The organism is Saccharospirillum impatiens DSM 12546 (assembly GCF_000423605.1).
Lineage (GTDB): Bacteria > Pseudomonadota > Gammaproteobacteria > Pseudomonadales > Natronospirillaceae > Saccharospirillum > Saccharospirillum impatiens.
On the sequence record NZ_AUIH01000010.1, the window covers coordinates 52,990 to 66,878 of the forward strand.

12 protein-coding genes and 1 pseudogene are annotated in these 13,889 nt (G+C 55.9%); 9 read left to right on the plus strand and 4 right to left on the minus strand.

Annotated features, from left to right (window positions below; all coding sequences use genetic code 11):
- Complete coding sequence (locus G565_RS27000) at positions 1 to 369, plus strand: hypothetical protein (protein ID WP_169579632.1); 369 nt, start codon at positions 1 to 3, stop codon at positions 367 to 369.
- A gap of 336 nt (positions 370 to 705) precedes the next feature.
- On the opposite strand, the gene G565_RS27005 is transcribed toward G565_RS27000, so the two are convergent.
- A complete protein-coding gene (locus tag G565_RS27005) occupies positions 706 to 885 on the minus strand; it encodes a hypothetical protein (RefSeq protein ID WP_028670628.1) in 180 nt (59 codons plus the stop codon).
- Between the two features lie 18 nt (positions 886 to 903).
- On the opposite strand from G565_RS27005, the gene G565_RS27700 reads away from it, so the two are divergent.
- From G565_RS27700 to G565_RS0109045, 3 genes and pseudogenes are all read left to right on the plus strand, one after another.
- A complete protein-coding gene (locus tag G565_RS27700; protein ID WP_028670629.1) occupies positions 904 to 1,146 on the plus strand; it encodes an RHS repeat-associated core domain-containing protein in 243 nt (80 codons plus the stop codon).
- A pseudogene (locus G565_RS27670) lies at positions 1,107 to 1,304 on the plus strand (RHS repeat-associated core domain-containing protein); the annotation flags it as partial. The gene G565_RS27700 and the pseudogene G565_RS27670, both read left to right, overlap by 40 nt.
- Positions 1,305 to 1,331: 27 nt before the next feature.
- A complete protein-coding gene (locus G565_RS0109045; protein WP_028670630.1) occupies positions 1,332 to 1,739 on the plus strand; it encodes a hypothetical protein in 408 nt (135 codons plus the stop codon).
- Between the two features lie 107 nt (positions 1,740 to 1,846).
- On the opposite strand, the gene G565_RS0109050 is transcribed toward G565_RS0109045, so the two are convergent.
- Positions 1,847 to 2,830, minus strand: coding sequence for an ABC transporter substrate-binding protein (locus G565_RS0109050; protein ID WP_051207671.1), 984 nt, complete (start codon positions 2,828 to 2,830; stop codon positions 1,847 to 1,849).
- Between the two features lie 12 nt (positions 2,831 to 2,842).
- Entirely contained in the window at positions 2,843 to 3,793 is a 951-nt protein-coding gene (locus G565_RS0109055; RefSeq protein WP_028670632.1) for an ABC transporter substrate-binding protein, read from the minus strand.
- Positions 3,794 to 4,186: 393 nt separating this feature from the next.
- On the opposite strand from G565_RS0109055, the gene G565_RS0109060 reads away from it, so the two are divergent.
- The 5 genes from G565_RS0109060 (at position 4,187) to G565_RS0109080 (ending at position 13,197) form a co-directional block, all read left to right on the plus strand.
- Positions 4,187 to 6,721 carry a hypothetical protein gene (locus tag G565_RS0109060; RefSeq protein ID WP_028670633.1) on the plus strand — a complete coding sequence of 845 codons (2,535 nt, stop codon included), beginning with the start codon at positions 4,187 to 4,189 and terminating at the stop codon, positions 6,719 to 6,721.
- Between the two features lie 4 nt (positions 6,722 to 6,725).
- Entirely contained in the window at positions 6,726 to 8,057 is a 1,332-nt protein-coding gene (locus tag G565_RS0109065; RefSeq protein ID WP_028670634.1) for a DUF1501 domain-containing protein, read from the plus strand.
- Between the two features lie 165 nt (positions 8,058 to 8,222).
- On the plus strand, positions 8,223 to 9,995 hold the full coding sequence (locus tag G565_RS0109070) for a GspE/PulE family protein (RefSeq protein ID WP_245584160.1): 1,773 nt from the start codon (positions 8,223 to 8,225) through the stop codon (positions 9,993 to 9,995).
- Between the two features lie 232 nt (positions 9,996 to 10,227).
- Positions 10,228 to 11,295, plus strand: a complete 1,068-nt coding sequence (locus tag G565_RS0109075; RefSeq protein ID WP_028670636.1) for a saccharopine dehydrogenase family protein — start codon at positions 10,228 to 10,230, stop codon at positions 11,293 to 11,295.
- A 312-nt stretch (positions 11,296 to 11,607) separates the two neighbouring features.
- Complete coding sequence (locus G565_RS0109080; protein WP_051207675.1) at positions 11,608 to 13,197, plus strand: ATP-binding cassette domain-containing protein; 1,590 nt, start codon at positions 11,608 to 11,610, stop codon at positions 13,195 to 13,197.
- Here the strand turns inward: G565_RS0109080 and G565_RS23615 are convergent.
- Positions 13,188 to 13,805: a DUF3299 domain-containing protein gene (locus G565_RS23615; protein ID WP_051207677.1), complete on the minus strand. Its 618-nt coding sequence runs from the start codon at positions 13,803 to 13,805 to the stop codon at positions 13,188 to 13,190. The genes G565_RS0109080 and G565_RS23615 overlap by 10 nt on opposite strands.
- Positions 13,806 to 13,889 lie beyond the last annotated feature (84 nt).

A 13,889-nucleotide genomic window follows, 5' to 3' on the forward strand; every position in this document is an offset into this window, starting at 1 on the left:
ATGAAATACGAATTTGAGTGGAGAAAAGTAGAGGGAGCAATAGAGCCTCAATGCACAACCGATTTGGTTAGCTCGCAAGGTATAGACGTTATCTCCTGCTTGTTAACTGATAGTGGTGGATTGACTCTTGAACATAGTATTAGTTGGATTGACGAGTGCCTTGACAGTATTTCAAGGGTTAAAGAAGGAACGATTAGCTGCTACAGCTGGGATAGAGAAAGCTGGGCTGCAGACATTAGTCTTAGTGAAGTTACAGTTTATTCACTTTTAGATGAGGATTACTTTGTTAGGTTGGGTCGTGGGGAGTTTGAGGTGCTATTGAGACATTGGAGAGCGTTTTTGGCCTCGGGGCCTAATGGCAGTTCCTAATGCTTGCAACGCAGAGTGACTGAAGATCTTGTATAGTGAAAGGAGGCTTCGGAGATTTCTGATCTACAAACCAATCAGTCATAGGCTAGCAGTTAAGTGCGAAGGTAGCCATCATTCAACATGGTTGTAGTGTTCAAGTATTCGTGGTTTTCTTGCGTTTTAGGGGCTAGATGGGAATGTAGAAGGAGGGTTGCATCGATTCTGTGATCCGTGTTCGGTAAAGTGTGTCGAATCTGAATTCGATCAGACTCGGAAGAAGACTGAAATTGCGTCAGCATTTCTAGAATCTACCTTCTGCCCGATGCAGACCAAAGCAGCAACGACGGCCACAACGCTCTAAAACACAGCCACAGCGAAGCCTACATCAGGCAAGGCCAGACCCTGAAGCAGGTCCGCTCGCTGAACCAAAACGCCAAAGCGCAGAACCACCGAATATACCAATACCTGCCAGGCAGCTACATCCCAGTGGCCCTGTGGGATGAAGCGCTTGGGCTGCATCATATTGATACCGACCATGCGGGGACGCCCAAGGCGATGTACAGCCATGAGACGGGTGAAGAGGTGTGGTCAACGGATCATGAAACTTACGGGAAGACGCGTGATGCAGAGGCAGCCATTACGCATCCGGTGACTGGACAACCGTTCGAGCCTAGCTTGCGTTTCCAGGGGCAATACGAGGATGTGGAAACCGGATTGTATCAGAACTTGCATCGGTACTATGATCGCAAGCGGGACGGTATGTTAGTCAGGACCCGATTGGGCTCAGTGGCGGGTTGAATGCCTATCAATATTGTCCAAATTCCATATGCTTTATTGACCCATTGGGACTAAATAACAAAGAATTTGATGATGAAAGGACACTACCGTCAATAGACAACCCAATTCGCCTGCTGAATTACTCGCGGATTAAATTCACCCACCAAAAAACGTTCTAATAAGTAATCACGTAAAAAGGAACCAAAATGAAAAGGAAGATCTTAATTTCACTAAATGCTTTATTCTTGGCATTGTCTCTATGGTTGCTTGCAATCAGAGTTCTATTACCATTCATCAGCACAGCTCAATCAATCGGTTTCTCCGGTGCACTGAGCCTGTTCGGCGTAAGATCTATGCTGTTTCTCTTCGTTCCATGCTTGTTTGGGTGGCTGACGATCAGTGTTTTAAAACAACGGTGGTCTATAACGCTTTACTTGGGCAGCTATGCATTACTAGTTGTTGCGGTTTTGATGCTAGGCGGAGGTTTTATGTCATTTTTCCAGGGAGAGCACTTTGGTGTTGTCTCTGTCATTACACTCCTGGCGTCGCTACTGCTACTGGGGACAGCATGGCTCAATGGTCGCGCTCTTAAGGCATTTAAGGTGGCAAGCTAGTCGCTTTTAATCAGAAACCCCAGCGACTACGGGGGTTTCTGATTTCAGACTCCAGTGCCAACTCTACGGGCAGTAGCCGGCACAAAAAGGTCTCCTTAAATTACCGTTCAATATCGTGCATCAGGAACCCGCGTTTCCGGGTCTCCATCGGCTGCGGCTTCGAGCATGGGTTCCAGTGCGTCCAGAGCTGAAGGTATCGAGAGTAAGGAAATTCGCGCAAGCGCGGCGACCACCAGATTGGGCAAGTAAATCTCGCCACCCGATTGCGATGCCTTCAGGAATGGGTGGGCGGGGTGGTCGAGAGCTTGCAAGGTTTTTTCACTGTTGCCATAGTGAACAAGAACGTCTGCATTGATCACGTCGACTTGTTCGGGAGAGAGTTCTATATTGAAGTTGTGCTCATCGGTGAGTTCATCGAGTGCGGGCGGGCTTTTAAACCCCATCGACAAGAGAAATGCGGTGCGGGCATCGTTTCGGGTATAGGCCCAGGGGTTGGCATCCCGAAACCCGCCTACGACCACTGTGAGGTCATGCCATTGCGGGTGCGCCGAGGCGATATCAGCCAGGCGTTGGTGGATCACGTCAATTTGTTGTTCAGCACTGGCGGCTTCACCTACGGCATAGGCTGCCAGGCGTGCGCGCTCATCCCAGGGGAGGTCATAGTTGCCCTTGCCCTCAGGTACCGGTACGACCGGCGCAATCAGGCTCAGTTTTTCGTAGTCGTCGGCATCAATCCCGGAGTAGAGTGCGATAATGATGTCCGGGTTGGTTCCAGCAATGGCTTCAAAGTTCAAATCACCTTCCAATACCAGCGGCTGGCTATTCAGGTAAGGTTCGGCCCAGGGGCCAGCCGTATAATCAAACCCATCCCCTGGGCGCCATTGACGTACGGTAACGGGCTCTACGCCGACTGCTAAAAGATTACCAATGCCGCCATAATCAATGCTGGCAACCCGTTCTGGTTTCTCGGGAATAACGCTGGTGCCAAATTTATGCTCAATGGTGATTGGGAAGTCTTCAGCCTGGGTGGTAATAGGCAGGCTCGATGCTAATACCGTAAGCGCAGGTATGAAATAGCGCATCAGTTTCATGAGTCGTGCTTCCTATTGTTCAAAGGGTGTGAAATTGCGGCCACCAATGTGTGTCGTTAACAGTTGAATGTTCAGTTCCAGCGAGGCAAAAGAAGACGAGTAGACAAAGGTTCGTGGCAGTGCGATGTACTGGTTGTTGCGACAGGCCTGCAGAATGTCGCACCAGCCGGGTAACACATCGGCCATTCGTTCGCGTGCATTCTGTGGCAAGTCGCCGGCAGAAATCCGATACGTATCGAAAACAAAGTCGCCGTCAAATTGTGGCAGGGATTCAGCACTGAATTCGGCGGAGTCATCAATAGCGGCAACCGCTTCAGGTTGGTTGAAACCCATATCACTGATCACCTGGCCGAGTGCCCCGTACGATTCATACACCGTCAGTTTGCCGTCGTAAGCTTGTATGACGGATACCTGAATGTCGGACGCATTGGGGATGATGGCTCTGGCTTCGGCCAGCCGATTCTGATAACGGGCAAGGCGGTTGTTGTATTCATCCAATACTCCAGCAACATCGGCAAGGTCGCGAATGAAGTCGAGAACCGGTTGGTCTGAATCGATCACCACCGTGGGCGCAATTTTCCTCATCTGATCAAGTGTGGCCGCATCGTGGTAGGTGAAGGCGACCAGCAAGTCGGGGTTCAGCGATACGATCTTTTTCAGGTCCAGTTCAGAATAGGTACCCACGAATTCGATTGGACTGTTGGTAAAGTCAACACCCAGCAAGTCTTTTACGCCGCGCAGATAGTGGCTGCCGTCCGCCGCAATTCGGCCGCTGCTACCCACCAATGGGGCGCCTAGCTCGATCAGGGGCATGGCCAGCACGTGATCATTGAGGGCGACAATGCGTTGCGGGTCGACGGGGATGTTCAGGCTATCGCCCAGGCCATCAGTAAAGCTTCTTGTTTCCGCGGCGAATGTTGCCATGGGAACCAATAACATCAGAATACTCAGGCATCGCTTCATGCAGTCTCTCCGAAACAATCGGCCCGGCTTGATCCGGACCAGGTCAGATTGGAGTTCGGTTAGCCTATTGATAATAATTACTATTATCAAATGCATTGGTTTTTCAAATGGGTTTTCCTCCGACGCCGGTTGGCAAGGCTGTTGGTCTAACTTCAGTTGGGTGCGTCTGAATTCACATCGTCGCCTTTACTGTGAAGCCGAACTCAAGGCTGCTATCTACTTTTCTGAGCGCCAGCGTATTCAGTCGAATTGACGGTTGCCTACCCAATGTTCATCGCAATACTGGCTATTCACTTTGTTGCGACAGCAATTCCCTACATAAAGTGTGGGGTTTAGCACACTTATTGATCAGCGGTTGGGGGATAATGACGTCAGTCTTTCCGGGGTTCGAGTATGCGTTTTTTTCTCATTTTGGCGATCGCTGTGGCTACGCTGGCTGGGTGCAGTCAGGGGTTTGAACCTGTCCGGGATAAACCGGACCCTCTGGCCTCGGCAAAGGTCAATTGCACTCAGACGGATTCAGCTTTTTTCGAGAAGTCAGTCTGGCCCGTACTCACTCAATGCACGGCCTGCCATCAAACGGGTGGTTCGGCACCAGCACAGGGAGCGCGACTGGTACTCGATCCGGTCAGTTCTACGAACAGTTTGGCGGCGGTACGGGACTATGTCGCTCTGGCGGGTGACCGTCTGGTGCATAAACCGACGGAATACCAAATGAACCACGGCGGTGGTGGCTTTTTCGATGCCGACAGTGACGACGCCTTGGTGCTGGCCGAGGCCGTGCTTCGGTTTGGGGCTAACGCACCCCAGTGCTCCGGCGATGAAACGGTAGAAAGCCGCGAGTCGGGGTATGACGATGTTAATCTGATCAACCGGGCGCGAACCTTGCGCAAAGCCTCATTGCTGCTGGCCGGCGAACTGCCGGGTTTGGCGGCCGCAGATGCGGTGCGGGCAGACGACACAGCGCTGCGTTCTGCCTTGCGTGAATTGATGGCCGGCCCGGTGTTTGAAGCCTGGTTGAAAACCAGTGCGAACGATCATTTGCTGACCCGCAAATACCTCACCGGGATGACCGAGGCACAAGAGGCGCTGGGTGGTACTTACTACGAGGGCTTGTACGACCGGACATCGGTGGCATTTGAGGCGTCGGATCAGGCGCGACTGGCCTGTGAGTCTTCAGGAGACCCCAGCTCAGCGGAATGTGTTGAGGCGAACGCACTGCAGCAAACGGCGGGCGTCATATTCCGGGAAACTCAGCGGGCCATTGCTGAAGAACCGCTGGAGCTGATTCGCCACGTAGTCACTACTGATCGCCCCTATTCCGACGTCTTAACGGCCGATTACCGGATGATGAACCCATTCACGTATGAGGTTCTGGACGGTGAAACCTGGGTCGCGCCCTACGATGCCATGGACCCGGACGACTGGCGGCCTGGCCAGGTTCGTCGCTATCGGGTCGACTGGGGGGTGTCGCTGGCTGCCCGAACCGGCCGGAACACCTTGCCCAGTGCTGGCATTCTCAGTTCGCCGGTGTTCCAGCTTCGCTTTCCCTCGACCGAAACCAATCGCAACCGGGCAAGGGCGCGCTGGACTTACAATTTCTTTTTGGGTGTCGACATTGAACGCCTGGCCGTGCGCGCCATGGACCCGGAAGAGCTGCAAAGCGTGACCAATCCGGGCGCGCCCGGCAGCAGCTGTTTCGGGTGTCATTCGATCATGGATCCGGTCGCCGGGGCCTTCCAGAATTGGGGCAACAACGGCCATTATCTCGACCGGCGCGGTTACGACGCACTGCCCCAGACCTACGTTGATTCCGAAGACTATGTCGAGGGTGATCGCTGGTATCGCGGTCAACTGGCACCGGGGTTCGGCACTGAAGCCCTGCCGACCCTGTCACCCTACGGCCCTGCCAACGGTCATGACGATGGCCTCACCTGGCTGGCCGAACGCATCGTCGCCGACCCCCGGTTTGCTGAGGGTACCGTGAAGTTCTGGTTTCAGGGGGTGTTTGGGCGTGATCCGTTGCTGCAACCACTGGCGACCGGCGACGCCGATTACGACGACCGGCGAGTCGCCTGGCAAGCGGAGCAAGCCCTGATGTCTGATTGGGCACAAAGCTTCCGTCATTCCGATTACGATTTAAAAGTCCTATTGGTCGAGATGATGATGTCGCCGTTGTTTAGGGCCGAGACGTTCTCAACGTTGGATGCCGGTCGTCAGGCCGCGCTGAATACTCTGGGCGTAGGCCGCTTGCTCACACCGGAACAACTGGATCGAAAGTTCACAGCCACCACCGGTTATTCCTGGAAGCTCGACTGGCAGAATGACCCCCAGTTGCTGGAAAACTACTACCTGTTTTACGGCGGTATCGATTCCGATGGCATCACCGAGCGGCCTGCTGAACTGAACAGCCTGATGACGTCGGTTTCAATGCGGTTAGCCAACGAAATGGCCTGCTCTATTGTATTGAATGAGTTCTGGCCGGGGGTGTCGCCAACGTTGTTCAGCGGCGTCACCATCACCACCGACCCGGGAACAGAGGCCGGGGAAGCCGCGGTTAGAGACACGCTGCGATCCCTGATATGGCGGCTCTGGGGGGTAACCGACGACGCGGAAATTGATGCAGCCTGGTCGTTATATAAAGCGCTGTATGACCAGCGCATGGGCTGGGATGAACCGCAGAATTACCTGGAATGGACAGCGCTCTGGAACGACGCAGCTCCGGCAGAGGAAGAGTACTGCGGTATACGCGATCTTAACCCGGATGACAGCGTTGCCATTGCCGTTGATTGGTCAAACGTCGACTGGTCGACTCCGCAGACTGCCCGGGAAAGTCTGGGCAGCTACTACAACCCCGAGCAGACACTGCGCCCCTGGGTGGGTGTGCTGATTTATCTGCTTACCGACATTCAGTTTCTGACGGAGTAAGGCCATGCATCGCCGCGACCTTTTGAAAGCCATGATCGCCGCCGGCCTGCTGCCCATGGCGACCGGCTTTGGCCGCCGGGCTCTAGCCGAAACCACCCGCTATGAAGGGCCGATTCATTTTACCGTATTTGCCGAAGGTGGCTGGGACGTGACCAGCCTGTGTGACCCCAAGGGCGGTACCCGCGTGGATCCCAATACCGGCAACACGGTCTGGATCAATCACTGGGCAGAGCAGGGCGGTTCTGTGCAAACGACCGCCAGCGGGCTCGATTACGCGCCCTTCGCTGACAACGCCCGGCTGTTCGATACCCTGGGCGAGCGGATGATGGTCATAAACGGCATCGATGCTCAAACCAATGCCCACAGTGCTGGCGTGCGCCATACTTTCAGCGGCCGCTTTGCCGACGGTTATCCGGCGGTGACCGCATTGGCGGCCACCCAGCATGGTCAGGGCTTGCCCCTGGCGTTTCTGAGTAATGGTGGCTATCGGGAAACGGCAGGGCTGACTCAGTTCACCCTGATGCAAGACCCGAACGCCCTGCGCGACCTGATCGACCCAAACCGGTTCCACCCCACCTGGATCGATACCCAATTCCACCGGACCGACAGTCTGGCGTTGATTGAACAGGCGCGCCAGGCGCGGCTCGATCGTCTTCAGGCCCGCACCGCGCTGACGCGTCGCCTGACCCAGGCGGCCCACTTTCTGGAAAGCAGCCGGGCTGGCCGGGACCAGCTCGCTGCGCTGAATGAATTCATGCCCGATGAACTCGCACCGGTGACCGACGCCGACGGTAACTGGCACCCTCTGTTACGCCAAATTCAGCTAGCGCTGGTATCGGCAGCCGCTGGTCTGACGGTATCGGCCGATCTGGTGCAGTGGGGTTTTGATACCCACGCGACTCACGATACCGATCAGGGCCGGGCGCTGACGCAACTGTCAGATGGTCTGATCTATCTGTGGGAGGAAGCGGCGCGTATGGATCAGCAGTATGGGACCAACCTGGTTGGCAGGCTGCGCCTCGTTGTGGCGTCTGATTTTGGGCGTACACCCTGGTACAACGATGGCGAAGGTAAGGATCACTGGCCACTGGGCAGCGCCATTTTGATGCGCGACGGTGGGTTTGCGACGAATACGGTGGGCGGCACAACGGGGTCGTTTGAATCGCTCGGTGTCAACAGTGACCTGTCGTTGAACCCGGACCCGAACGACAGCAGTGCCTCGATCATTCTGCCAGCTCACTTGCAACAGTTGTTGCGTTACTGGGCTGGCGCAGAAGAAGTCGGTTCGGACTTCCCACTGGAGACGGGCACGCTGGATCTTCGATCTTTAGTGTGAGCCTGTTTAATGGAACACGTTACTGAAGCCAGGTTTATTGACCTGACCGGTGCATTCCTTCGACGGATATGTATTAGACTGTGCTTAACTAATCGATAAAGTGATCGTGGTAATGATGAACGATCACCAAGAGCCCGCTGGATAGGAGCCTATCAGTTGTCAACGGTGCATTACCAAACGTCCGGGCCGGATCTTGAGCCCAATCGAGTCATTCATACCCGGGAAGAACTGGGTGCTTTCAATCTGCTGCGTCACGGTGATTTTAGCCATCATCACCTGGGGGATGTGCTGGTTACAGCGGGCGTGATCAGTCGCGTGCAGCTGGCCAGCGCCTTGGCCGAGCAGCTGCAGCATCCGGGCGAACGGCTCGGCGCCATTCTCAGCAACAAGGGCTGGGTTCGCCCCATCGATATTGTGTCGGCGCTGGCGCAGTTACTGGTTCTGCCTCAGGTCAACCTGGAAACATTTGATATAGACCCGGCCGTAATCAGCCGGGTTCCTGCCCAATTTGCTCGTGATCATGCTGTTATTCCGCTGCTTGAAGATGAAGATCACTTCTACCTGGCAGCCAGTGACCCGACCAATGTTGAGCTGATTGATCTGTTGCGTTTTAGAGTCGGTAAGACGGTCGAACTGGCCATTGCTACAGAAGACGCCATTCATACGGCCATCAGTGAACACTACGATCAAAACGAAGAAAAAGAGGCGTTGGCAGAGCTGCCTGCCGAGGGACAGACACACGGGGCTGGGCCTCACAAACACAATGTATCCGCGAAAAACCGCGAAAAAGACGGTCCTATTATCCAACTGGTGCAGAACCTCCTTTCGGATGCTATGACCCGGCGCGCCTCGGACATTCATCTTCGGCCCCGCGAAGATCGTCTGGATTTGCTGTATCGCATCGACGGTACGCTAACGACCATCCGCAGCCTGAATAAACGCTTGATGCCGCGCCTGGTGAGTCACATCAAGGTGTTGGGTAACATGAACATTGCCGAGCATCGACTGCCTCAGGATGGTCGGTACCGAACCACGCAGCACGGGAAAACCATCGACCTGCGATTGTCGGTCATACCGTCCATTCGCGGCGAGAGTGTGGTGATTCGGTTGCTCGATACCAGTTTTGCACTCAAAGACCTGGGATCTCTGGGCTACTCGGCTAACGATGAAAGCCGGCTGCATCATGTGCTGAGCAGAAATCAGGGCATGTTCCTGGTGACTGGACCGACCGGTTCTGGCAAGTCGACCACTCTGTATACCGCATTGACCGAGTTGATGCGCACCCGTCGGAATATCATCACCGTCGAGGACCCGGTGGAATATCACCTCGATGGCCTGACCCAGATTCAAACCAAAGCCGAGATTGGTTACACCTTTGCCCGGGCGTTGCGCCATATCCTTCGTCACGACCCGGACATCATTATGGTGGGTGAAATGCGCGATCAGGAAACGGCCAAAATGGCTGTTGAAAGCTCGCTGACCGGTCATTTGGTGTTGAGTACGCTGCATACCAACAGTGCCACCACAACACTGACTCGTCTGTTGGAAATAGGCGTCGAACCCTACCTGGTCAACGCGGCGCTATTGGGGGTCTTGGCACAGCGGCTGGTGCGCAAGAATTGCCAGGAGTGCAAAGAGCCGGAATCGGTGTCTGATGAGGTTCGTTCACTGCTGGGTGCAGATCCGCGGGAAGTTTTTTACAAAGGGCGGGGGTGTGATCATTGCCACCATACGGGTGTGAAAGGTCGCGCGGCTGTTTATGAATTATTGACGGTTTCTGCCGCTTTGCGCGCGCTCATTCAACCCGGTGTCTCGGCCCAGGCACTGGAAGAACAAGCCATATTGGACGGTATGATTCCGCTGACCCGGCATGCGCTGATGCTGGCCCGCAAAGGGGTTATTCCATTGTCTGAAGTTTATGCCGTCCGTTTGGATTGACATGTGTGGTTCAGTAACGGAACGGGCGTTGGTCGCCAGTTTTTGGCCGGGTTGGGGTCGGCATAGCACTGCACGCATGCAGAGCCATTCATGCTGGCCGTCATGCCGTCATTCTTGAATACAATTCAAAAACCCCCATCATTTAGGGATTCAACGCTTCATTCATCATCCGCATACGCTAGGCTGTTGTCTGAATGAACCCGCCTTGTTCGGGCTCAATAGGGAGTGATGCATGAAACAGAACTGGATGATCTACGGTGCTTACGGGTACAGCGGTGAACTGATTGCACGCGAAGCGGTTGCCCGCGGTATGGCTCCAATGCTGGCCGGACGCAATGAAGATAAGCTGCGTGTACTGGCCCACGAATTGAACCTCGGGTTCAGGGTGTTTGATCTGTCGGATGCCACCGCCGTGAAGCGCGAGCTGGAAGACATGAGTCTGGTACTGCATTGCGCCGGTCCGTTCTCCGCCACCAGTGCCCCCATGCTTGAAGGGTGTTTGGCCAGTAAGGCGCATTATTTTGACATCACCGGCGAGATGGATGTGTTCGAACACGCACACAGTGCTCAGATCCAGAAACGTGCCCAAACGGCCGGCATCATCGTTTGCCCGGGCGTGGGGTTCGATGTGGTGCCAACCGATTGTCTGGCCGCGCAACTCAAACAGGCGCTGCCGGACTTGACTGAACTCGACCTCGCCTTCAAAGCCGGTGGCCCAATGAGTCCGGGGACGGCAAAAACCTCTGTGGAGGGCATGGCCGGCCTGAGCCGTATTCGCAGCAACGGGCGCATTGTTGAAACGCCCTTAAAAACCCGCCGCCTGGACATGGGGCAGGGTGAACGTACTGCGATGAGCATTCCCTGGGGCGATGTCAGCACGGCCTATCACAGCATTGGCGTGGAAAATGTGGTGGTTTACGTGCCGGTGGCCGATCGCACCGTGAAGCGTATGAAACGGCTGCAGTCGATGCGCTGGCTGATGGGTCAGCCCTGGGTGCAGTCCTTCATGAAGCGGCGTATCGAGAAAAACGTACCCGGGCCGACCGCCGAGCAGCGCGCCAAAAGTCGCACCTATCTGTGGGGCGAGGCCCGCAATGCATCGGGCAAAAAAGTCGAGGGCCGGTTTGAAACGCCCAATGGCTACGATCTGACCATCACGGCCCCGCTGGCGATTGTCTCGGCGGTGCTGGAAGATCGGGTGTCCGGTTCTGGCAGCACCACGCCCTCAGCATTGATGGGGTCCGATTTTGTCTGGTCTCTGCCCGGCGTAACACCGCTGGAACTGACCCGCCTGGGTTGAAATAAAACGTCGACTGACGTAGTTTACTGGCGAATCGGGTGAACACAGCGTCACTCGATTCGAAGCAACCCCCTTCCAAACAGCGAGCCCTACGCCAATGAAGTAAGCCTGTCATCAACGAATGAACTCGTAAATTGAGTTGCAGCCAATCATCGACGAACACCTCGTCAGTTAAAGGTATTCAGTCGGTCTGGCACATGTTGTATTGATGGACAGGTGGCGTAATAGGGGTGGTTTTTTACTGCACCCCAATTCTCTTTAGCGGACAGTCCGCGTCGCACGTCATCGGTCCCGTATCCCGGGAGGGTGTCTGTGTCCGATCATCTTTGCTTTACCCATAACCTGACCTTGCAGTGGGGCAGCGAACCGCTGTGGTCAGATCTTAATGTGTCGTTGCCTTTGGGGCTTAACGCTCTGGTGGGCCCCAACGGCCATGGCAAATCGGCGCTGCTGAGCGTATTGGCCGGTCGGACTGTGCCGACAAGTGGCCAGGTAAGCTGGTCGGTGCCGTTTTATTATCAAACCCAGCTGGATCCTCTGGCGGGCCCGCGGGTGGCTGAAGCGCTGGGCGTCGCTCATCTGTTCGACGCCTTTACCCGGCTGGAAAACGGGCTCGCGACGCCTGCCGACCTCGAACAGGTCGCCGACCAGTGGCACCTGCCTGCACAGTGGACAAAACAACTGGCCAGTGCCGGTCTGGACCCGGACCTGGCACGACCGGTCGCCTCCCTGAGCGGCGGGCAACGCACTCGCCTGGCCCTGTGCCGGGCGTTTATGCAGACCGATCATTGCCTGTTGCTGGATGAGCCGAGTAACCATCTGGACCGTTCGGGCCGTCACTGGTTGTTGCAGTCGCTGGCAGCACACCCGGGCGGCGCACTGATAGCAAGCCACGATCAGACCTTATTGCACGACGTTGACCGAATTCTGGAGCTGCGCAATGGCCACCTTGTCGAATACGGTGGTGGGTACGAGCTCTATCAGGCCCAGCGTGATGCGCAACTGGCCGCTCAGGAGCACAAGCTTGACCATGTGACCGGTCAACAACGCCGGCTTCATCAGCAACAGCAGGCGACGCTCGAAAAAGCGGCCAGTCGTCGCCAGCAGGGTGTTCAGCAACGACGGTCCGGATCGCAGGGCAAGCTGTTACTGGATGCACGGAAGAACCGGTCGGAACAAACCCAGGCCCGCCTGAGCCAGCAGCAAACGCAGCGACGTGATGCGCTCAGTGATGAGCGTCAGTCGGCCCAGGCCGAACTGGAGCAATTGCGCACCCAGCGGTTGTCCATCACGCAACCCAAGGTGAGCGGAGCGGTACAACTGCATCTGGCTGACCTGACCTTACCGTTCGTTACTCACCGACCACTCACCTGGACGGTGCACGGCGGCGAGCGCTGGCGAGTGACCGGCGCCAATGGGCGGGGCAAGTCGCTGTTGCTAAAGAGTCTGGTGGGGTGGGTGAAGCCGGTTTCCGGTGAGCCCGACGTTCGCGGCTCAGTGCGCTATCTGGATCAGCATTTTTCAGCGCTCGATCCGGCGGTTTCAGCGTTGGACAACCTGCAGCGCGGTCAACCGGAGCGTTCGGCATCCGAGTTGCGAACCCAGTTGGCCAGCGTTCGTCTGCGCGCAGATCAGGCGCTGCAACCGGTGTCGACGCTCAGTGGGGGCGAGCGTTTGAAGGTAGCGCTGTTGTCGTTACTTAGCCACCAAAGCCCGGTCGATCTGTTGTTGCTCGATGAGCCGGATAATCATCTGGATCTCGATTCGAAGCACCTGCTGGAACAGGCGCTTAATGACTACCGGGGAACCCTGGTGGTGGTCACTCACGACGATGCGTTCGCCAGCCGACTGAACCTCGACTTTGAACTCAACCTGGACGATTCAGGCAGCCTTCATTCGTAAGGTGAAATAGACGCCACATTCAACCGGTAACCGGCCGTACCGATATCGGTATTGGTCGAGATCACGTCGATCGTGCCCCGGGCCCAGTAGGGCTCGAACATATTGTCGAACGCGACGGGTTCGTCCAGCACCACGTGCACGATCTGGTTAGCAGGCGGCGGCGGTGAGTGAATACAGGCCCCGTAATAGGGGACCAGAAAGAACTCACGAACCTCGTCAGCCGCCATTTCCAGCGGCACCAGGAAGCCGGGAATGCGGGCTTCGACGCCATCAAGAGCCTCGACCATAGGGACATCGGCCATGACCGATTGCAGGTCGGAATACAGGCGCTGGGCTTCAGGGTCGTCATCCGTCAGGTCGTAGATCTCGTAACTTTCAAGATCGATCTGGTCGCGCAGCGTGTTGAAGTCAAAATCGGCGGGCAGCAGGTCATCCCAAGAGAGCTCCTGAAACGCCAGGTCATCGCCCGGTGCCACTGACATCGGAGCGACTTCAGACCCTTCTGGGGGTTCCAGTAACTGCTCGTCGGGTGTCAGCGACTGGCCAGGGTCCACCGGGGCATTCTCGACAACCACAGCTTCGGCGGGCCGATTGGCGATATCAGCCACGGAAGCCTCATCTTCGCTTTGGCATGCGACCAGTACAAAAGCCGCTGCTAGAGTGAGGGCAGATGCTGAAAGTCGGCGCGAAGA